17 protein-coding genes are annotated in these 21,234 nt (G+C 68.0%); 8 read left to right on the top strand and 9 right to left on the bottom strand.

Annotated elements, in window-relative coordinates:
- Window positions 1-248: 248 nt before the first annotated feature.
- Window positions 249-842: a TIGR00730 family Rossman fold protein gene (locus C1931_RS08180; protein ID WP_108749348.1), complete on the top strand. Its 594-nt coding sequence runs from the start codon at window positions 249-251 to the stop codon at window positions 840-842.
- A gap of 19 nt (window positions 843-861) precedes the next feature.
- Here the strand turns inward: C1931_RS08180 and C1931_RS08175 are convergent, their stop codons facing one another.
- Entirely contained in the window at window positions 862-3,708 is a 2,847-nt protein-coding gene (locus C1931_RS08175; RefSeq protein WP_108755959.1) for an EAL domain-containing protein, read from the bottom strand.
- A 254-nt stretch (window positions 3,709-3,962) separates the two neighbouring features.
- Here C1931_RS08175 and C1931_RS08170 point away from each other — a divergent pair, with 254 nt between their 5' ends.
- From C1931_RS08170 to C1931_RS08150, 5 genes are all read left to right on the top strand, one after another.
- Window positions 3,963-4,481: an RNA polymerase sigma factor gene (locus C1931_RS08170; RefSeq protein WP_234412775.1), complete on the top strand. Its 519-nt coding sequence runs from the start codon at window positions 3,963-3,965 to the stop codon at window positions 4,479-4,481.
- A complete protein-coding gene (locus C1931_RS08165) occupies window positions 4,478-5,434 on the top strand; it encodes a hypothetical protein (RefSeq protein WP_108755958.1) in 957 nt (318 codons plus the stop codon). The genes C1931_RS08170 and C1931_RS08165 overlap by 4 nt, the downstream gene beginning before the upstream one ends.
- A 34-nt stretch (window positions 5,435-5,468) precedes the next feature.
- Complete coding sequence (locus tag C1931_RS08160) at window positions 5,469-6,065, top strand: YigZ family protein (protein WP_108752829.1); 597 nt, start codon at window positions 5,469-5,471, stop codon at window positions 6,063-6,065.
- A complete protein-coding gene (locus C1931_RS08155) occupies window positions 6,058-7,830 on the top strand; it encodes an ABC transporter transmembrane domain-containing protein (RefSeq protein WP_108755957.1) in 1,773 nt (590 codons plus the stop codon). The genes C1931_RS08160 and C1931_RS08155 overlap by 8 nt, the downstream gene beginning before the upstream one ends.
- 70 nt (window positions 7,831-7,900) lie before the next feature.
- Window positions 7,901-8,095, top strand: coding sequence for a hypothetical protein (locus C1931_RS08150; RefSeq protein WP_108755956.1), 195 nt, complete (start codon window positions 7,901-7,903; stop codon window positions 8,093-8,095).
- A 207-nt stretch (window positions 8,096-8,302) separates the two neighbouring features.
- Here the strand turns inward: C1931_RS08150 and C1931_RS08145 are convergent, their stop codons facing one another.
- From C1931_RS08145 to C1931_RS08135, 3 genes are all read right to left on the bottom strand, one after another.
- Window positions 8,303-9,427: a prephenate dehydrogenase gene (locus tag C1931_RS08145; protein WP_108755955.1), complete on the bottom strand. Its 1,125-nt coding sequence runs from the start codon at window positions 9,425-9,427 to the stop codon at window positions 8,303-8,305.
- Window positions 9,424-10,332, bottom strand: a complete 909-nt coding sequence (gene pdxY / locus C1931_RS08140) for a pyridoxal kinase (RefSeq protein ID WP_108755954.1) — start codon at window positions 10,330-10,332, stop codon at window positions 9,424-9,426. Before pdxY ends, C1931_RS08145 begins: the two co-directional genes overlap by 4 nt.
- A gap of 666 nt (window positions 10,333-10,998) precedes the next feature.
- Complete coding sequence (locus C1931_RS08135; protein ID WP_108755953.1) at window positions 10,999-12,198, bottom strand: MFS transporter; 1,200 nt, start codon at window positions 12,196-12,198, stop codon at window positions 10,999-11,001.
- Between the two features lie 72 nt (window positions 12,199-12,270).
- On the opposite strand from C1931_RS08135, the gene C1931_RS08130 reads away from it, so the two are divergent.
- Window positions 12,271-13,068: a helix-turn-helix transcriptional regulator gene (locus tag C1931_RS08130; protein WP_108752823.1), complete on the top strand. Its 798-nt coding sequence runs from the start codon at window positions 12,271-12,273 to the stop codon at window positions 13,066-13,068.
- 150 nt (window positions 13,069-13,218) lie between these two features.
- Here the strand turns inward: C1931_RS08130 and dnaJ are convergent, their stop codons facing one another.
- The 4 genes from dnaJ to hrcA form a co-directional block, all read right to left on the bottom strand.
- Window positions 13,219-14,346: a molecular chaperone DnaJ gene (gene dnaJ, locus C1931_RS08125; protein WP_108749336.1), complete on the bottom strand. Its 1,128-nt coding sequence runs from the start codon at window positions 14,344-14,346 to the stop codon at window positions 13,219-13,221.
- A gap of 154 nt (window positions 14,347-14,500) precedes the next feature.
- Window positions 14,501-16,423 (bottom strand): molecular chaperone DnaK, encoded by a 1,923-nt coding sequence (gene dnaK / locus C1931_RS08120; protein ID WP_108749335.1) that lies wholly within the window; start codon window positions 16,421-16,423, stop codon window positions 14,501-14,503.
- A gap of 187 nt (window positions 16,424-16,610) precedes the next feature.
- Window positions 16,611-17,126 (bottom strand): nucleotide exchange factor GrpE, encoded by a 516-nt coding sequence (gene grpE / locus C1931_RS08115; RefSeq protein ID WP_108749334.1) that lies wholly within the window; start codon window positions 17,124-17,126, stop codon window positions 16,611-16,613.
- A 63-nt stretch (window positions 17,127-17,189) separates the two neighbouring features.
- Window positions 17,190-18,254, bottom strand: a complete 1,065-nt coding sequence (hrcA, locus tag C1931_RS08110; RefSeq protein ID WP_108752821.1) for a heat-inducible transcriptional repressor HrcA — start codon at window positions 18,252-18,254, stop codon at window positions 17,190-17,192.
- A 115-nt stretch (window positions 18,255-18,369) separates the two neighbouring features.
- Here hrcA and recN point away from each other — a divergent pair, with 115 nt between their 5' ends.
- Complete coding sequence (recN, locus tag C1931_RS08105) at window positions 18,370-20,046, top strand: DNA repair protein RecN (RefSeq protein WP_108755952.1); 1,677 nt, start codon at window positions 18,370-18,372, stop codon at window positions 20,044-20,046.
- A 222-nt stretch (window positions 20,047-20,268) separates the two neighbouring features.
- Here recN and C1931_RS08100 read toward each other — a convergent pair whose 3' ends face one another.
- Entirely contained in the window at window positions 20,269-21,186 is a 918-nt protein-coding gene (locus tag C1931_RS08100; protein WP_108755951.1) for a LysR family transcriptional regulator, read from the bottom strand.
- Window positions 21,187-21,234: the final 48 nt, after the last annotated feature.

Below are 21,234 nucleotides of genomic sequence, written 5' to 3'. Positions count from 1 at the left end.
GTAGAGTCGAGCTTGCTCGACTGCGCCGTTGCCGCCCGCCTTGGTAGAGTCGAGCTTGCTCGACTGGTTTTTGCCGATATCCGGACGAACCTCAGTCGAGCAAGCTCGACTCTACAAAGCAGGGTGGACAGCGCGCAGTCGGGCACAACCCCGCCCAAGGCCTCATAATCACCACACACCCCGCCCGCAACCGCTGAACCGGTTGCCGGCGGGGCGTTTTCGTTTCCGCATCAAGAGACAGGCACACCATGAAGTCGATCTGCGTCTACTGTGGCTCCAACGCCGGCAGCAAGCCGGCCTATACCGAACGCGCCATCGCGCTGGGCGACCGCATCGCCCGTGACGGCATGCGCCTGGTGTATGGCGGCGGCAACGTCGGCCTGATGGGCACCGTGGCCAATGCGGTGCTGGCCGCCGGCGGCGAAGTGACCGGCGTGATTCCGCGCCAGCTGGCCGACTGGGAAGTGGCCCACCGTGGCCTGACCGAACTGGAAATCGTCGGTTCCATGCACGAGCGCAAGTCGCGCATGTTCGATCTGTCCGACGGCTTTGTCGCCCTGCCCGGCGGCTTCGGCACCATGGAAGAAATCTTCGAAATGCTGACCTGGCGCCAGCTGGGCATCGGCAACAAGCCCTGCGCCTTCCTGGACGTGGACGGCTTCTACGCGCCGCTGATCGGCATGATCGATCGCATGGTCGAAGAGCGCTTCCTGCACCCGGAACAGCGCCAGGACCTGTGGTACGGCTCGGACATCGAGGAAATGCTGGTCTGGATGAAGAACTACCAGCCGGCCCAGGCCTCGAAGTGGATCGACGAAAAGCGCCGCGCTGCGCTGCGTTGATGCACCCGCGCGCGGCGGCTCAGGCCACCGCGCGCGTCCACGGCGCCGGGCGCCCCAGCAGGTAGCCCTGGCCGTAGTCGCAGCCCAGCTCCAGCAGGCTCTGCCGCTGCGGCTCGGTCTCAATGCCTTCGCCGATGGTTTCAATCCCCAGCGTGCGCGCCAGCGACAGCACGCCTTCCACCAGCGCGCGCGTGCTCTGCGCTTCCGGCCCGTGCAGGCCGGCAATGAAGCTCTGGTCGATCTTCAACGTGCTGATCGGGAACCGGTGCAGGTAGGACAGCGCCGAGAAGCCGGTACCGAAATCGTCCAGCTGTACCTGGATGCCGCGCTCGCGCAGGCCCTTCAGCGTGCGCAGCGTATGCGGGCCGTCGTCCAGCAGCGCCACTTCGGTGATCTCCAGGCGCAGGCGCCGCGGATCGGCATCGCAGGCTTCCAGCAGGCCGAACAGGCGCGCACTGAAATCGGCCGAGCGGAAATGCCGCGGTGACACGTTCACCGACACATAGCCGCGGCCGCCATCGGCCAGGCCGGCGATCACCTGTTCGTAGATCAGCCAGTCGACCTGCTCGATCAGGCCACTTTCTTCGCCCAGCTCCAGGAACGCGCCGGGCAGCAGCAGGCCACGGCGCTCGTGCTGCCAGCGCAGCAGCGCTTCGTGGCCGACCACTTCGCCGTCGGTCAGGCGCACGATGGGCTGGTAGAACGGCACGAAATCGCGGTTGTTGATCGCCCGCCGCAGGTCCGCTTCCAGGTCCAGGCTGCGCATGGCCTGCTCGCGCATGTCCTCGTCGAAGATTGCGCAGCGGTCGTGGCCCTGCGCCTTGGCGCGGTACATGGCCGCATCGGCATCGCGCAGCAGCTCCTCGCCAGTGCGGTAGTGGCTGTTCCACAGCGCAATGCCCAGGCTGCCGGACGGGAACAGCTCGCGCCCGGCAATCCAGACCGATTCCTGCAGCGCCAGCAGCAGCCGCTGGCCGAATTCCAGGGCTTGCGACAGGCCGCTCGGGCATTCCAGCAGCACGGCGAATTCGTCGCCACCCAGCCGCGCCACCACGTCGTTGTCACCGGCCATGGAAACGATGCGCTTGGCCACTTCCACCAGCATGCGGTCGCCGGCGGCGTGGCCGATGCTGTCGTTGACCAGCTTGAAGCGGTCCAGGTCCAGGAACAGCACCGCGAACACCGGGCCACCCTCGCGCCGCGCACGCGCCAGCGCGTCCTGCAGGCGGTCCAGCAGGTGCAGGCGGTTGGGCAGGCCGGTCAGCGCATCGTGCATGGCCTGGTGGGTCAGCCGCTGCTCGGCGCGCAGGCGCTCGGCAATCTGGCCCAGCAGTTTGTCGTTCACCTCGGCCAGTTCGCGGGTGCGCTCTTCCACGCGTTTTTCCAGCTCGGCGTGGGCCAGCCGCAGGTTCTGCTGGTCGCGCTGGCGGGCCAGCCCGGTGCCAATGTTCTGCGCCACGAAGGTCAGCAGGCGCTGGTCGTGCACGCTGAAGGAGATCTGCGCGCTGTAGCTCTGCACCACGATGGCGCCCACCACTTCGTCATCGCGCAGCAGCGGCACGCCCAGCCAGCACTGCGAGCGCGCGCCATGCTCGCGCACCTCGCCGGCGTCCAGCAGCGCATCGATCTGCGCGCGCGAGGCCAGCAGCGGGCAGCGGTGGCGCACCACGTACTCGGTCAGGCCGTGGCTGAAGGCGCGCGGTGCCCGGCTGGCGTTGTGCTCGTCCACCGAATAGACGAAATCCAGTCCATTGCCGCGGGCGTTGACCAACGCGATGTAGAAATTGCGCGCATCCAGCAGGCGCCCGACCACCCCGTGCACCTGGCCGTAGAACTGCGCCAGGCTTTCGGCGGACATGGCCAGTTCGGCAATGTTGTACAGCGCGGTCTGCAGCTGCTCGGCGCGGCGGCGCTCGGACACTTCATCCTGCAGGCTGCGGTTGGCCCGCTGCAGTTCCAGGGTGCGGCGCTCCACCTGCTGCTCCAGCCGCACCTGCGCCTGGCGCCGGTCCATGGCCGTCTGCACGTGCTGGGCCACGAAACCCAGCAGCGCGCGCTCGGCCTCGCCATAGCGCGCGCCGGCTTCATAGCTCTGCACCACGATGGCACCGCAGACCCGGCCGTCGCGCAGCATCGGCACGCCCAGCCAGTCCTCGCTTTCCGGGCCGCGCTGCGGGTCGTGCTCCAGCCCGCCCACCTGCGCCAACAGGGCGCGCGAGGGGCCACTGAGCGGCCGCCCATGCTGCAACAGCGCCACGGTCAGGCTGTGCGGCATGTCATCGGCGGCGTAGGCACGCGCCGGATCGGCAACGAAATCGTCCAGCTGGTCGGCGAAGTACAGGAAGCGGATCTGCCGGCGCACATCGTCGTACTCGACGATGTAGCAGTTCTCGGCATACATCAGCGATCCCAGCACGCCGTGCACGTGGCGCAGCATCTCGCCCATTTCCAGATCGGCACCGGCCAGGTCGGCAATCTGGAACAGCGCCTGCTGCAGGCGCTCGGCCTGTTCCAGCGCGCGGATCTGCCCGGCCTGGCGGCCGCGCTGCAGGGCCAGTTCCATCGACTGCCGCGCCATGTCCCACCATGCCGGTGCGGGATCGGCGCCCTGCACCTGCAACCGCAACTGCGCGCCGTCGTGGTCCCACTGCTGGCAGCCTGCATCGACCGCGCAGGGCGAAGACCACAGCACCGCCCCTGCCCCGCCAACAGCCGGCCAAGCGTCCTGGCCGCGGCCCAGCTGCGGGTCGTCCCAGCCCACGCGCACGCTGGCTTCCGCGGGCAGCAGCGCATGCAGCGCGCGCACCAGCGCCGTGCTCAGCACGGCCTCGTGTGGTGATTGCGGCTGCACGCGTTCGGCTTGCATGGACAAAATCACGTTCTCTTGGCACTGCAACGCAGCGCCTCCCCTGAGTCAGCGAGCATAGCGCGCCACCGGGGGGGCAATGGAAGCCCAACAACCCCGATTCGCATGGCGGGCCGTTATTGCGTGCACCTTCGAACGCAACGCGCCCTTTGAACGCTGCCCTGCCCCTGCCTGCCACCGGCTATGCGCCACCGCCCGCAGCGCTTACTCTGTGCAGCGTGGACGCCGCCGCCCTGCCAACCGACGAAGCCTTGATGCTGGCCTGGGCCGGTGGCGACCTGCATGCGTTCGAAAGCCTGTATGCGCGGCATCGCAAGCGCCTGTTCGGTTTCCTGCTGCGGCAACTGCGCGACAACGCGCTGGCCGAGGAGATCTTCCAGGACGTCTGGCAGCGCGTGATCAGCGCGCGCGCCGGCTGGCAGCCTGATGCCGCATTCAGCACGTGGCTGTTCCGCATCGCCCACAACCGGCTGAACGATCACTGGCGCGCGGCGCGCCACCGGCCCGCCGCACCGGCCGATGCCGACCTGCGCCTGGCAGCACTGGAAGACGGGCACACGCCGGAAGCTGAACTGTCTGAATTCGAGCAGCGCCGGCGTATCCAGCGCGCGATGGAAGACCTGCCGCCCGAACAGCGCGAAGTGCTGCAACTGCGGCTGGAACAGGAACTGAGCCTGGAGGAGATCGGCCAGATCACCGGCGTTGGCCGGGAGACCGTGAAATCGCGGCTGCGCTATGCGATGGACAAGCTGCGTGCGGGACTGAACGCATGAACCGAGACGATCCACTGACCCCGGAAGAACGCGCACTGGCGGGCCTGCTGGGGCGCCGCAGCGAACAGGCGCCGCCGGCATCGCTGGATGCGACCATCCTGGCCGCGGCACGCGCCGCGGTGCAGGACACGGCGCCCCCGGCACAGGGTGCCGTCGCAACGCCGCAGCCGGCTGATCGGGCCCGGCGTGCGCGCAAGGGCGGGCGCTGGCCGGCGGTGTTCGGCATTGCCGCCTCGACCGTGCTGGCCGTGGGCATCGCCTGGCAGATGCGGCCGGAACCCCCTGCGCCGCCCCCGATGGAAGCGACTGCACCGGCACAGGCCGAACACGCAGCCGCCGACGCTTCTGCGGCTGCGCCCGCGGCCGAGCCTGCGGTGGTCGGCCGCGCCGCCGCACCGGCGACCCTGCCGCCCCCGCCACCGGCCCAGGCCGCGCCTGCACCGCAGATGGCGCCGCGCGGGCCCGCGCCGGCAGCACCCGAACCGCAACCGGCGGCCGCACCGGTCGCCAAGAATGTTGTTGCGCCACCGGCACCTCCCGCACCGCCCGCGCCCGTGGCGTACGCCGCGCCCGCGCCCGCGCCTGCAGCGGAAGCCGTCGCAGCCGACAGCGCCGACATGGCCGCAGAAGCAGCACCGGCAGCCGCCGCACGCCAACAGCAGCGCGAAGCACCGGCCGCCTTCAAGGCCAGCCCGGCGCCGGCCAGTGCGCCCGCCGCGCGCGCGCCCGGGGTGATGCTGCGCCGCTCCAGCGATGCCGGGCTGAGCGCACAGGACGTACACGCCGAAGTACTGGCCGATGCGAAACTGCCGCGCCGGCAGTGGCTGCAGAAGATCCGCGAGCGCCGCGATGCCGGCCAGCGCGACTTGGCCCGCATCAGCCTGGAGCGCTACCTGCAGCAATACCCGGAATCGCGCCTGCCCAAGGATCTGCGCCCGCTGCTGGACGACTGAGGCAAGCCGGTGGCAACGCCGTAGAATGCGTGCAATGCCCGATACCCTCGCCCAGCCCGTCAGCCATACGCTGGAGATCAAGCACAGCCGCTTCACTGCCCATGCCGCGCCCATCGACGGTGCCGCGGCGGCGTTGGCGTTCCTGCAGCAGGTCGCCGTGGCCGACGCCACCCACAACTGCTGGGCCTACCGGCACGGCCAGGATTACCGGTCCAGCGATGATGGCGAGCCCGCCGGCACGGCCGGGCGGCCGATCCTGGCCGCCATTGATGGCCAGGGCTTTGATCGGGTGGTGGTGGTGGTCACGCGCTGGTACGGCGGCATCAAACTGGGCGCCGGCGGCCTGGTGCGCGCCTATGGCGGTACTGCCGCAGAATGCCTGCGCACCGCGCCACGCCAGCCCCTGGTGGAACTGGCACGGCTGCAACTGGCCGCCGCTTTCGAGGATCTGGGCGCCCTGCACGCTGCCCTGCCCGCGCACGGGGCCGAAAAACGCGATGAACAGTTCGACAGCCACGGTGTGCGGCTGCGGGTGGAATTGCCCGCAGAGCAGGTGGAAGCATTGAAAACGCGCCTGCGCGACGCCACCCGTGATCGTATCCGCATCTACAACGACGACCTGCATGACTGACAAGGACGACGCCACCGCCTCGACCCCGCCGCTGCGCCGCCTGGGCAGCCTGCGCACGCTGTGGCCCTTCGTGCGTCGCCACCGCGGCCTGTTCAGTGCCTGGCTGGTGGCGCTGGCGATCTCCTCGGCGGCCACGCTCAGCCTGCCGCCGGCGGTCAAGCAGATGATCGACCATGGTTTCAGCAGCGGCGGCCAGATCAACCGCGCCTTCGCCCTGTTGATGCTGGTGGCCGTGGTGATGGCCCTGGCCACCGCCGCACGCTTCTACTTCGTATCGCTGCTGGGCGAAAAAGTGGTGGCCGACCTGCGCAGCAAGCTGTACGCACACCTGATCCAGCTGGGCGCCGGTTTCCACGACCGCAGCCGCAGCGGCGAACTGGTCTCGCGGCTGACCGCCGACAGCGAGCTGCTGCGCAGCGTGGTCGGCTCCACCATGTCCGTCGCCCTGCGCAGCAGCGTGACCGTGGTCGGCAGCCTGGGCATGCTGTTCGTCACCAGCCCACGGCTGGCCGCATGGTCACTGCTGGGCATTCCGCTGGCGGTGCTGCCGATCATCATCGGCGCACGCAAGCTGCGCACGGTGGCGCGCAACAGCCAGGACCGCATTGCCGATGCCAACAGCCTGGCCAGCGAAACCCTGGGCGCGGTGCGCACGGTGCAGGCGCATGCACGCGAGCCATACGAACGCGGCCGCTTCGACCACGCACTGGCCGATGCCATCGGTGCCGCGCGCCGGCGCATCGGTGCGCAGTCGCTGGTCACCGCCAGCGCCATCCTGCTGATCTTCGGCGCCATCGTGGGTGTGCTGTGGCTCGGCGCCCACGATGTCATCGCCGGCCGCCTCAGCGCCGGCACCCTCGGCCAGTTCGTGCTGTATGCCCTGATCGGTGGCGGTTCGGTGGGCGCACTGGCCGAAGTGTGGAATGAACTGCAGCGCGCCGCCGGTGGCATGGGCCGCATTGGCGAGCTGCTGCAGGAAGACATCGAAATCCGTGCGCCCGCGCAGCCGCGTGCACTGCCGCAGCCGCTGCGCGGCGAGATCCAGTTCAACGATGTGGTGTTCCACTACCCGCAGCGGCCTGACCAGGCCGCCTTGGACCACTTCAGCCTGCACGTTCGCCCCGGCGAAACCGTGGCCCTGGTCGGTCCCTCCGGCGCCGGCAAGAGTACGGTGCTGTCGATGCTGCTGCGCTTCCACGATCCCGAACAGGGCCGCGTCTGCGTGGACGGCATCGACGTGCGTGAGACCGACCCGGCCGCGCTGCGCGCGCAGTTGGCACTGGTGCCGCAGCAGCCCACGCTGTTCGCCGCCAGCGCGCGCGACAACATCCGTTACGGCCGCCTGCAGGCCAGCGATGCCGAGGTGGAAGACGCCGCCCGCGCCGCCGAGGCCGATGCCTTCCTGCGCGCCCTGCCGCAGGGTTACGACAGCGAACTGGGCGAGCGCGGTGCCCGCCTGTCCGGCGGCCAGCAGCAGCGCGTAGCCATTGCCCGTGCGTTGTTGAAGGACGCACCGATCCTGCTGCTGGACGAAGCCACCAGCGCGCTGGATGCGCAGAGCGAACATGGCGTGCAGCAGGCACTGGAACGCCTGATGGCCGGGCGGACCACGCTGGTGATCGCACATCGCCTGGCCACCGTGCTCAAGGCCGATCGCATCGTGGTGATGGACCACGGCCGCATCGTGGCCGAAGGCACCCATGCGCAGCTGCTGGCCGAAGGTGGCCTGTACGCTGAACTGGCGCGCCTGCAGTTCATCGATTGATGACGCCCCGCTAACGCGGGGCAGCCCACGCTGGAATCGCAGCGAACCGGCTGCATGCAGGAGCTGGGCGATGTCGTTCCGTCAGTTTCCCGCCGTGGACAGCCACGGCGAAACCCATGTCATCATTGAATTCAAGCCCGATGCCGATGGCAGCGGGCATGCGTCCGAGGCCACCCCGCGCTACGAACTGGACGATGGCCGGCACCTGGTACGCAACGGCCGCGAGTTCACCACCACCGGTGGCGAACTGCACCTGACGATCTGATCGGCCCCGCCCGGCATGGCCCGGCCCGGTGACCGGTAGATGTCGACCTTGGTCGACACGGGGGATGCGTCGAGCATGGCTCGACGCTACAAAAATGTGTGGCCAATTTTTCGCCAATCGTCTTGACAGCATTGCCTGCCAAGGGCTGCGCGCGGTTATCCACACCTTTACGCAGAAACCATCCACATCCCCTGTGGATGAATACGACTAGGCCAGCACCCGGCCGATGCCACTGGCATCCACGTCCACCGCCGCCAGGGCGATGGCAGCGACGTCACTGCCGGCCACGAAGCCGATGCGGAAGTGCACTTCGCCCGCCGGCGTGCGCGAGGAATGGATCGACGCCAGGCTGATGCCATGCTGCTCGAAGACGTTCAGCAGCTCGCGCAGTGAACCGGGGCGGTCTTCCGGCAGGTGTACCGACAGCGCGTTGCGCTCGGTCAGGTCGGCCAGCAGGTAACCCACCCGTTCGAAGGTGTAGTTGCCCGCCGCCAGCGCGGGCTCGCCGAACGCCGCGTGGTTGGCCGCCAACGACTGCTCACGGAACGCACCGCGCGCCGCATCGTCGCCCTGCCCCACCTGCTCCTGCAGGCGCTGCAGATGACCGACCAGCTTTTCCAGCATCGGCGCCACATACGGGTTGCCGAACTGGATGTCCTCGTAGATGGACGGGTTCAACGACAGGATGCGCGAAATGATCGCCGTATCCAGCTCGAAGGACGCCGAGCGATACGGCATCATCGCCGCCAGGTCACCCAACTGCGGCTGGTATTCGCGCAGCACGCCGGCCTGGGCCAGATGGGTGGCATGCACCATCGCCTGCACCAGCGCCATCATCTGGTCGTGGTGCTGCGGCGTGGCGCGCACGCACTCGGCCTGAAGGGCGCTGCACAGCGCATTCACCCACGGCTGCCACTGCTGCAGCCGCGCCTCGCAGACCACCATCACCCGGCCTTTCAGCGTGGGCGCCTTCGGCGGCGCGGTCATCGGGTGCAGCCCGACCACCTCGGCCTGCGAGGCCAGCATCGCCTGTACCGGTGCTTCCTTCACCGAGGTCACGTCCAGCCACAGCCGCCCGGCCTCGCGCCCGCCCGACTGCTCCACGTAGCGGGCGATCAGCGCCGGCGTATGCCGGATCGGTGCGGAGAACACCAGCACGTCGGCCTGTGCCAGCAGCTGCTCCGGCGAATGTGAGGTGGAATCGGCCGGGTCATGGCCGATCACCTGCAGCTGCATGTGCTGCTGGAAGAAACGGGTCAGCCAGCGCCCGTAGGCGCCGGCGCTGCCAACGATGCCGACCGTGCGCGGCGTGCGTGCCTGCGAAGCGGTCATGCCAGCCGTTCGGCCTGGAAGCGGGCGCCGTCGGCCAGCGCCGCCGGGGCCGCGGCAATCACATCGAACTCCTCGAAGCCCTGCGCCAGCGTCGCCTCCAGCGCCGCATGGGTGCCGGCCACGGCACGCGAGATCGCCTGCTGGATCGATTCCCCACGCAGCAGGAACGACACGACCAGGGCCATCAGCACATCGCCGGTGCCGGCCACATCCACCGGCAGCAGCGGCGAGGTCCAACGCCAGGTTTCCTCGCGGCCCACGGCCAGGGTGACCAGTTCGCCCGGGTTGCCGCCAACGCTGTGCGCGATCACCCAGTGCGGGCCGCGATCAAGCAGCGTGCGCGCGGCGGCAATGGCATCGGCCTCGGCCAGCGCGGGCATGCCGGTCAAGCGATTCAGCTCGAAGGCATTGGGCGTGACCAGCCAGGCGTGCGGCAGCAGCCGTTCGGCGAAGATGGCTTCCAGCCCCGGCTCCACGTAGGGACCGGTATGGGTATCGCCGATCACCGGGTCCAGGCAGTAGCGCAGTTGCGGGCAGGCGGGCAGCAGGGTGTCCAGCCAGTCGGCGAACGCCGCGCCATTGGCGGCGCTGCCGAAGTAGCCCGAGACCAGCATCTTCGCCCGTTGCGGCAGGCCACGTTCGGCGGCACCTTGCAGCAGGTCGGCGAACCAGTCAGCGGGCAGCACGCGGCCGCGGGTGGTGTCGTAGAACGGCGCGTTGCTGAGCAGGACGGTCGGCACTTCGGCCACGCGAAGGCCCAGCGCACGCATCGGCGGCACCGCGGCGCTGTTGCCGGCGTGGCCGTAGACCAGTTGCGACTGGACTGAAATGACGTCGATCGGCGAGGGCCCGTCGGGCCGCTGGCGACGACCGTGGAGCAAGTGGTTTTCGAGGGATTCGCTCATCCCCGCATTCTACGCCCAAGGGAGTTTTCGGCAGGGCTTGCAGCCCTGCACCTGCTTCAAAGCAACGGCAACAGCCAAAGCAACAGCCAAAGCAACAGCAATAGCAATAGCAACAGCAGCATTCCGGGGGATGGCGGGGCGGTGTGGGTGGGCAGGACACGCCGTGAATCCATCCATGGAGGCTCGTAGGCGCCATCCATGGCGCCTGCGGTCCTGCCCACCCACACCGCCCCACCTCTCACACATTCCGCGTGCTGTTGGTCGGCGCATCTATCGGATATCGAAGGAATTCATCCACGCATGGCGTGGATCTACTAAGACGCGCGGCTGTTGGTAGGTGTCGACCTTGGTCGACACAGTAGATCCACGCCATGCGTGGATGAAACCTGTCAAATATCGACATTCAAAATGGGGTCGGAGCCCGTTGCGCAGCAACGGGATCCGACCCCGTGTGGTTCCGACAGATCGCAGGAAACTGTCGAAGGCGGGGTGGGTCCGGTTGAGGGGGCGTGAGCCGCATGGATGCGGCGACCGAGCTTACAGGGACGTACTTGCAGCGTCCCCCTCAACCGGACCCACCCCGCCATCCCACGGAATGCCCGCTTTTGACGTTGACGTTGCTCCAAGCAGGTGCAGGGCTGCAAGCCCTGCAAACAACCCTCCCCCTCAGTGTGCAGCCGGCCGCGACGGTGGCAGCCAGGCGGCAACAATGCCCAGCAGCGGCAGGAACGCGGTCAACTGGTAGACGAACTCAATGCTGGTCTTGTCCGCCAGCAGGCCCAGCACCGCCGCACCCAGCCCGCCCATGCCGAAGGCAAAACCGAAGAACAACCCCGACACCATGCCGATCCGGTGCGGCATCATTTCCTGCGCATAGACCACGATGGCCGAGAACGCCGACGACAGCACGAAACCGATCAGCACCGCCAGCACCGTGGTCCACAACAGATCGGCATGCGGCAACGCCAGCGCGAACGGCGCCACGCCCAGGATCGAGGCCCAGATGATCGGCTTGCGGCCAATGCGGTCACCCAGCGGCCCGCCCAGGAAGCCACCCGCCGCCGATGCCACCAGGAACGCGAACAGATGCAGCTGCGCCTGCGCCACCGGAATTCCGAAATGGTGGATCAGATAGAAGGTGAAGTAGCTGCCGATGCTGGCCATGTAGAAGTACTTGCTGAAGATCAGCACCAGCAGGATGGCCATCACCCGCGCCACCGTGCGCCGGGGATGACGCGGGGCGACCGGGCCCTGCCCGGCCGGCCGCGGCGTACCCAGGTGCAGCGCGTACCAGCGGCTGACATAGGTCAGCAGGGCAATGCCGATCAGCGCCGCGCCGGCAAACCACGAGGCGGCGTGCTGGCCGTACGGCACGATCACCGCCGCGGCGATCAGCGGGCCCAGCGCGGTGCCGAAATTGCCGCCGACCTGGAACACCGATTGCGCGAAGCCATGGCGGCCGCCCGAAGCCAGGCGCGCGATGCGTGAGGCTTCCGGGTGGAAGATGGCCGAGCCGACGCCCACCAGCGCCGCGGCCAGCAGCACCATGGCGTAGTTCGGTGCGAAACCCAGCAGCAGCATGCCGCACAGGGTCGAGGCCATGCCGATCGGCAGCGAATACGGCGCCGGCTTGCGGTCGGTGGCCAGGCCCACCAGCGGCTGGAAGATCGACGCAGTCAGCTGATAGGTGAGCGTGATCAGGCCGATCTGGGTGAAGCTGAGGTTGAAACCGCCCTTGATGACCGGATAGATGGCCAGGATCAGCGACTGCATCATGTCGTTGACCACGTGGGAGGTGGAAATCGCCGCCAGCACGCCCGGGGACGTGCTGCGGGTGCGTGGAACCGGGGAAGCCAGGCTGGACATGGTGCGCAGTCAGGATGGGGCGAGCCACGCATGCTACGGTGCCCGTCCCTTCCCTTCCGCCGCGTTCTGGTCATGCCATATCGCAAAAAGGACACCCCCTGCGCGATCCGGGAGTCCGCGCCCTGGAACGAGGTGCCCGGCCACCGGCCGGTGACCTGCCGGGTGAAGGACTATCCCGCCGGCACCCGGGTGTCGCCGCACCGGCATCGCCGCCACCAGCTGGTCTATGCCATGTCGGGCCTGATGGTGGTGCGCTCGGAAGTGGGCCGCTGGGTGGTACCGTCCACCCGCGCGATCTGGATGCCGGCCGGCATGGCGCACGGGGTGGACTGCATTGCCGATGTGCACATGCGCAGCCTGTATATCGATCCTGCCTTCGCCCCGCAGCTGGCCACCGAACCGTTCGCGGTGCAGGTGGCGCCACTGCTGCGCGAACTGCTGCACGCGGCCAGCCAGATCCAGGGCGAGCACGAAGACGACAGCCGCGACGGCCGCGTGGTGCGCCTGCTGCTGGACGAACTGCATCGCATGGATGTGCTGCCGCTGCACCTGCCAACGCCGGCCGACCCGCGCCTGCAGCGCATCTGCCAACACATCCAGAAGCACCCCGGCGACGAGGCCACGCTGCAGGACTGGGCGCAGGCGCTGGCGGTGGACGTGAAAACCATCCAGCGCCATTTCGCCAGCGAGCTGGGCATGACCTTCGGCCAATGGCGGCAGCAGGCCCGCCTGCTGGCGGCGATGGAGCGCCTGGCGGTGGGCGAAAAGGTGATCGATGTGGCGCTGGCGATGGGCTATGACAGCCCCAGCGCGTTCACCAGCATGTTCAAGCGGCAGCTGGGGCAGACGCCGGCGGCGTTTTTCCGTTGATTCCTCGAACCACATCCACGCATGGCGTGGATCTACCTGAGAACAGTCCCCTGGTAGCGCCGGGCCATGCCCGGCGGAATGCGTGCGATGTCCACAAACAGAAACGCCGGGCATGGCCCGGCGCTACCGTTCACCGTCTGCGGTGAAATCTCAGGACGTCATCCGGTCCCAGAAGCCCTTGACGCCGTCCATGAAGGTGGCCGACTTCGGCGAGTGCTTGCGCGCGTCTTCGCCGTTGAAGGTTGCCTCGAACTGCTCCAGCAGCTTGCGCTGGTCGGCGGTCAGGTTCACCGGGGTTTCCACCACCACGCGGCAGTACAGGTCGCCTTCGCTGCGGCTGCGCACCGAACGCACGCCCTTGCCGCGCAGGCGGAACAGCTTGCCGGTCTGGGTTTCGGCCGGAATGCGGATTTCCGCTTCGCCGCCCAGGGTGGCCACGCGCACGGTATCGCCCAGCGCGGCCTGCGAAATGCGGATCGGCACTTCGCAGTGCAGGTCGTCGCCGTCGCGCTGGAAGATCGCATGCTCGCGCACGCGCACTTCCACGTACAGGTCGCCCGGCGGCGTACCGGCCGGACCGGCTTCGCCTTCGCCGGACAGACGGATACGGTCACCGGTATCGACGCCGGCCGGCACCTTCACCGACAGCACCTTGTCTTCTTCCACCCGGCCGTTGCCGTGGCAGGTCTTGCACGGCTTGGCGATGATCTGGCCGCGGCCGTTGCAGTTGTGGCAGGCCTGCTGCATGGCGAAGATGCCGCGCTGGATGCGCACCTGGCCACGGCCATGGCAGACGTTGCAGGTCTCGACCTTGCCGTCTTCCGAGCCACTGCCATCGCAGTCGCCGCACTCGGCCAGGGTCGGAATCTCGATGCGGCGCTCGACGCCACGCACCGCTTCTTCCAGGTCCAGCTCCATCACGTAGCCGATGTCGGCACCGCGACGGGCCTGGCGCGGGCCCGCACCGCCGCCACCGAAAATATTGCCGAAGATATCGCCGAAGATATCGTTCATGTCCGGGCCGCCCGGACCACCGCCACCGCCCATGCCGTGCTCGAACGCGGCGTGGCCGTGGGCATCGTACATGCGGCGCTTGTTGCCGTCGGACAGCGTTTCGTAGGCTTCCTTGCACTCCTTGAAGGAGGCTTCGGCCGCCGCATCACCCGGGTTGCGGTCCGGATGGAATTTCATCGCGCAACGACGGTAGGCCTTCTTCAGCTCTTCGTCGGTGGCGGTGCGGGCAACGCCCAGCACTTCGTAGTAATCGCGCTTGCTCATAGGGTGAATCAGCTTCCGGAAAGTCGGGATTCGTCAAAGCGGAAGAGCGGAACCAGGTCCGCTCTTGCGTCGGGCGCCCCGACACGCCGGGTGGCGGTCAGGACCCTGATGCGACAACGGGACGCTGCCAGGCAGCGCCCCGTGTCGGTCCGGATCAGGACTTCTTGTCGTCCTTGACTTCGGTGAACTCGGCGTCCACCACGTCATCCTGCGCCTTGCCTGCATTGCCGGCGTCGGCACCCGGGGCACCGCCCTGGTCAGCCGAAGCAGCAGCGAACAGCGCCTGGCCGGCTTCTTCCAGCACCTTCGACTTGGCTTCGATCTGTGCCTTGTCGTCGCCCTTCATCGCGGTTTCCAGATCGGCCAGGGCCGCTTCCACCTTGCCGATGACATCGCCGCCCACCTTGCTGCCGTGTTCGGTGATGGCGCTGCGTGTGCCGTGGATCAGGGCATCGGCCTGGTTACGGGCCTGCACCAGTTCCTGGAACTTCTTGTCTTCTTCGCGGTTGGCTTCGGCATCGGCCACCATGCGCGCGATTTCTTCCTCGGACAGACCCGAACCGGCCTTGATCTCGACCTTCTGTTCCTTGTTGGTCTTCTTGTCCTTGGCCGACACGTGCAGGATGCCGTTGGCGTCGATGTCGAAGGACACTTCCACCTGCGGCAGGCCGCGCGGGGCCGGCTCGATGCCGGACAGGTCGAACTTGGCCAGCGACTTGTTGAAGCGGGCCTGTTCGCGCTCACCCTGCAGCACGTGCACGGTCACGGCCGACTGATTGTCCTCGGCGGTGGAGAACACCTGCGAAGCCTTGGTCGGGATGGTGGTGTTCTTTTCGATGATCTTGGTGAACACGCCGCCCATGGTTTCGATGCCCAGCGACAGCGGGGTCACGTCCAGCAGCAGCACGTCCTTCACGTCGCCGCCCAGCACGCCGCCCTGGATCGCCGCACCCAGTGCCACGGCTTCGTCCGGGTTGACGTCCTTGCGCGGTTCCTTGCCGAAGAACTCGGTCACCGCCTGCTGCACCTTCGGCATGCGGGTCTGGCCACCGACCAGGATCACTTCACTGATGTCGCTCGAACGCAGGCCGGCATCGTTCAGGGCCACGCGGCACGGCTCGATCGACTTCTTGATCAGGTCTTCCACCAGCGCTTCCAGCTTGGCGCGGGTCAGCTTGATGTTCAGGTGCTTCGGACCGGAGGCGTCGGCCGTGACGTACGGCAGGTTCACTTCGGTCTGCTGGGCGCTGGACAGCTCGATCTTGGCGCGCTCGGCGGCGTCCTTCAGGCGCTGCAGGGCCAGCGGATCCTTGCGCAGGTCGATGCCCTGGTCCTTGTTGAACTCTTCAACCAGGTACTCGATGACGCGGTTGTCGAAGTCTTCGCCGCCCAGGAAGGTGTCGCCGTTGGTGGCCAGCACTTCGAACTGCTTTTCACCATCGACGTTGGCGATTTCGATCACCGAGACGTCGAAGGTGCCGCCGCCCAGGTCGTACACCACGATCTTGCGATCCTTGTTGTCACCCTTGTCCAGGCCATAGGCCAGCGCGGCCGCGGTCGGCTCGTTGATGATGCGCTTGACGTCCAGACCGGCGATGCGGCCGGCGTCCTTGGTCGCCTGGCGCTGGCTGTCGTTGAAGTAGGCCGGCACGGTGATGACCGCTTCGGTGACCTTCTCACCGAGGAAGTCCTCGGCGGTCTTCTTCATCTTTTCCAGCACCTTGGCCGAGATTTCCTGCGGGGCCATCTTCTTGCCGTCGCTGGTGGCCACCCAGGCATCGCCATTGTCATGGGCCAGGATGCTGTACGGGACGTGGGCGATGTCCTTCTGCACTTCGGCGTCGGTGAACTTGCGGCCGATCAGGCGCTTCACCGCGTAGAAGGTGTTCTTGGGGTTGGTCACGGCCTGGCGCTTGGCCGAGGCACCGACCAGCACTTCGCCGTCCTTGGTGTAGGCGACGATCGACGGGGTGGTGCGATCGCCTTCCGAATTCTCGATGACGCGGGCCTTGCCGCCGTCCATGATCGCCACGCACGAGTTGGTGGTGCCGAGGTCGATACCAATGATCTTGCCCATGGGGGAGACTCCTGAAGAATGCTTGTTGGGTTCAGTCCGGCCGTTGTGCCGGTGGATGAATGGGATGTGGGGGAGGCTCGTGGAACATTCAAGCCATCCCCCGAACGCTGTGTTCAGCGCCTGGAAAACATTGCGGGGGCGGGCAGCGCCGGGCCATGCCCGGCGGCCGTTCGCCCGGGACGCCGGGTCAGTCGGCGGCCACCACCACCAGCGCCGGCCGCAGCAGGCGCTCGTTCAGCAGGTAGCCCTTCTGGAACACGGTGACCACGCTGCCGGGGGCGGCGCCGGGGGTCGGCACCTGGCTGATGGCCTGGTGGTGTTCCGGGTTGAACGGCTGGCCGGTCGGGTCCAGCAGGACCAGGCCATTGTCGGCGGCGACCTTCAGCAGCTGCTTGTAGGTCAGCTCCAGGCCCTCGCGCAGCGGATGGGCGTCATCGCCAGCGGCCTTCAGGCCGGCATCCAGGCTGTCGAACACCGGCAGCAGCTCGCCCAGCAGCTTTTCGTTGGCGAACTTGCGGGCCTGCTCGATGTCGCGGGCCACACGCTTGCGCTGGTTGTCCAGATCGGCGCGTTCACGCAGGGCGTCGGCCTTGATCTGCTCGATCTCGGCGCGCAGGCGCTCGGTTTCGTCACTCACGCCGGCCGCAGCCGCTGCATCGGCCGCGCTCTGCTGGGATTCGATATCGGGGTTTTCGTGGTTCATGTCTGGGTCCCTGGCGGTCACAGCCCGCCTCCACCCACCCTAGTGTGGGCGGGATGCTGCGTTTCAAGCGTCGGATGTGCCCGGGGTGCGCCCGGACGGCGAAAAGGCCGCGCCCAGCACGTCGGCGGTGGCCTGCACCAGCGGAATCATGCGGTCGTAGGCCATGCGCTTGGGCCCGATCACCCCCAGCACGCCCAGTACCTGGCCGTTGGCGGTATAGGGCGCGGTGACCAGCGACACGCCCTGCAGCGGCATCATGCCGGTCTCTTCGCCAATGAAGATGCGCACGCCCGGGGCCTGGATGGTCCGTTCCAGCAACTGCAGGATCTCGCGCTTGCTGGAAAACAGCTCGAACAGCTCGCGCAGCCGCTCCAGGTCGGACAGGTCCTGCACCCCCATCAGCCGGGTCTGCCCGGCCACCAGCATGTCGTCGGCCGGCGGCTGCAGGGCCTGCTCGGCCAGCTCGATGCTGTGCGCCAGCAGCTGTTCCAGCTCGGAACGGGCATCGCGCAGCTCCAGCAGCAGGCGGGTGCGGATCTCGGCCAGCGGCAGGCCGGCGAAGTGCGCGTTCAGGTAATTGGCGACCTGCTCCAGCTGGCCCGGGGCGAAGTCCTGGCGGGTCTCGATCACCCGGTTCTGCACTTCATTGTCGGCAAACACCAGGATGGCCAGCACCCGGCGCCCGTCCAGGGCCACGAAATCGATCTGCCGGAAGGCGAACTGCTCGCGCCGCGGGGCACTGACCACGCCGACGAAATGGCTCATGGCCGACAGCAGCTCCGAAGCGCTGCCCAGCAGGGCCTGGGTGCTGCCGCCGCCGGCCAGTTCCAGGCGCAGGCGGGCCAGCTCGCCCTCGCCCGGCGGCTGCATCTGCAGCAGGCTGTCGACGAACACCCGGTAGCCATGGGCGGTTGGAATGCGCCCGGCCGAGGTATGCGGCGAGGCCAGCAGGCCCAGGTCTTCCAGGTCGCCCAGGATGTTGCGGATGGTGGCCGGACTGACTTCCAGCCCGGCCACGCGCGCCAGTGTCTGCGAGCCCACCGGCTCACCGTCCTGGATGTAACGCGCGATGAGCGTGCGCAGCAGATGGCGCGCACGCGGGGCAAGCTGGTCAGCGGAACCGTGCATGGAATCAACCTGTGAGACACGGACACTAGATAATGGCGGTGCGTCGCCTTGGCAAGTCATTGGACCACCCCGCCGCGCGTGCTAGCGTTGCGCGGCTGCAGACACCCCATTACCCATGCTCAGACATCTTTCGATCAAGGATTTCGCCGTCGTCCGCGCCACCGAACTGGAATTCGGGCCCGGCATGACCGTCGTTTCAGGCGAGACCGGCGCCGGCAAGTCGCTGATGGTCGACGCACTGGGCTTCCTGTCCGGCCTGCGCGCCGACAGCGGCGTGGTCCGCCACGGCGCCGCCCGCGCCGAGCTGTCGGCCGAATTCGCCCTGGACCAGCTGCAGGCCGCGCGCCAATGGCTGGCCGACAACGAGCTGGACGATGACGAGCAATGCCAGCTGCGCCGGGTCATCCGCGCCGATGGCGGCTCGCGGGCCTGGATCAACGGCCGCCCGGTCACCCTGGCGCAGCTGGGCGATCTGGCCGCGCACCTGGTGGAAATCCATGGCCAGCACGAGCAGCAGGCGCTGCTGGCGCGGCCGTCGCAGCTGGCCCTGCTGGACGCCTTCGCCAACAACGAAGAGGCCCGCCGCCAGGTGCGCCGTACCGCCGCTGCCTGGCAGGCGCTGGTGGACGAATCGCTGGCGCTGTCGCAACAGGGCGACGTGAGTGACCGCATCGGCTTCCTGGAACACCAGCTGCGCGAGCTGGACCGCGAGGATCTGGAACCGGAATCGATTGCCGCCCTGGGCGCCAGCCACCGGCGCCAGGCCCATGCCAGCGCCCTGCTGACCGCCTGCCAGGCCGCCAGCAACCAGCTCAACGGCGACGACGGCAGTTCCGCGCTGGACCTGCTGCAGCAGGTGCGCCACGACCTGTCGCGCCTGATCGAACACGACGCGCGCCTGGGCGAGGTGGACGGTCTGATCGAGAACGCCTCGATCCAGCTGCACGAAGCCTTGTCGCTGCTGGACCGGGTACACGACGACCTGGACGCCGATCCGGAACAGTTCGAAGAGAACGAGCGCCGCCTGGGCCGCCTGCACGACCTGGCGCGCAAGCACCGCGTGCCGATGGACGAGCTGGGCGCGCAGCGCGAGCGCATGCATGCCGAAGTGGAACAGCTGCGTGGCGCCGATGAGCGCCTGCAGCGCCTGGCCGGCGAGATCGACAAGGCCGTGGCCGCCTGGCGGGTGCAGGCCGAGGTACTGACCGCCAGCCGGCGCAAGGCCGCTGCGGAACTGTCGGCCACCACCACCGGCATCATTGCCGAGCTGGGCATGGGCGGCGGCCAGTTCCTGATCGAACTGGAACCGCAGGACGCCGGCAAGCCCGACCCGCAGGGCGCCGAGCGCGTCGAATTCCTGGTTGCCGCCAACGCCGGCCAGCCGCCGCGCGCCCTGCGCAAGGTGGCCTCCGGTGGTGAACTGTCGCGCATCTCGCTGGCCATCGAAGTGGCCGCGCTGGATCTGGACGCCGTGCCGACCATGGTGTTCGACGAAGTGGATTCGGGCATTGGCGGCGCCGTGGCCGACATCGTCGGCCAGAAGCTGCGCGCACTGGGCGAGAAGCGCCAGGTGCTGTGCGTTACCCATCTGCCCCAGGTCGCTTCCAAGGGCCACGCCCATTACCGGGTCAGCAAGGCGCCGGTGGAAGGCATGACCCAGAGCGCGGTGGAGAAGCTGGACAACAAGGCCCGCGAGGAAGAACTGGCGCGCATGCTGGGCGGGGTGGAAGTGAGCAAGGAAGCACGCGCGGCGGCGCGCAAGCTGTTGGTCGCGTCGAGCTTGCTCGGCTGAGCGCACACATCCACGCATGGCGTGGATCTACTGGGATCATCCACGCATGGCGTGGATCTACTGGGATCATCCACGCATGGCGTAGATCTACCGGGATCATCCACGCATGGCGTGGATCTACCGGGATCATCCACGCATGGCGTGGATCTACTGGGATCATCCACACATGGCGTGGATCTACCGGGATCATCCACGCATGGCGTGGATCTACCGAGCGTCGGGTCAGGCCAAGGGTTTGGCCAGATCCACGTGTTCCACCAGGAAATCCAGCAGCGCGCGCACCCGCAGCGGCAGGTAGCCGCCCTGCCCCACGAACACGGCGTGCACTTCTTCCAGATCGCCGGGGTTGGCCTCTTCCAGCACCGGCAGCAGACGCCCGGCAGCCAGGTCGTCGCGTACCTGGAAGGCCGCCAGCCGCGCCATGCCCAGACCGCCCAGCACCAGCTGGCGCAGCGCGTCGCCATTGCTGGCGCGCAGGTTGCCCTGGGTCGGCACCCGCACCTGCTGGCCGTCGTGCAGCAGCGGCCAGCCCTGCAGCGTCCGCGCATGGCCGATGTCCAGCCGGTTGTGTGACAGCAACGCATCGGCGTCGGCAGGCAGGCCGTGGCGGGCCGCATAGGACGGCGCCGCCACGATCATCATCCGCGTCGCGCCCAGCTGCCGCGCCACCAGGCTGGAGCTCTTCAGCGGGCCGGCGCGCACGGCCACATCGGTGCGCTGTTCCAGCAGATCGATCACCTCGTCATTCAGGCTCAGGTCCACCCCCACCTGCGGGTGTGCCTGCAGGAACGCCGGCAGCAGCGGCAGCAGGAAATGGCGCCCGAACGGCACGTTGGAATTCAGCCGCAGCCGCCCGCGCGGTTCGGCGTGTGCACTGGCGCAGCGTTCGGCCTCTTCCAGGTCGGCCAGCACGCGCAGGCCGCGCTCGTAGAAGCTGCAGCCCTCCGGGGTCAACTGCAGTTGCCGGGTGGAGCGCTGCAGCAGGCGCGTGCCCAGCCGTTGTTCCAGCCGCGCCACCAGCTTGCTGACCGCCGAAGGCGTCATGTCCAGGCTGCGCGCGGCGGCGGAAAAGCCCCCGGTCTCGATCACCCGCACGAACACTTCCAGTTCGCCGGATCGGTTGATGTCGGGGCGCGCCATGGTGAATCCTGTTCACAGATGATTGTCCGTACGCAGTCTAGTTCACAG

It is taken from the genome of Stenotrophomonas sp. YAU14A_MKIMI4_1 (assembly GCF_003086855.1).
Classification (GTDB): Bacteria; Pseudomonadota; Gammaproteobacteria; order Xanthomonadales; family Xanthomonadaceae; genus Stenotrophomonas.
The sequence above is the reverse complement of the archived record's forward strand: the minus strand, read 5'-3'. Positions and strand labels throughout refer to the sequence as shown.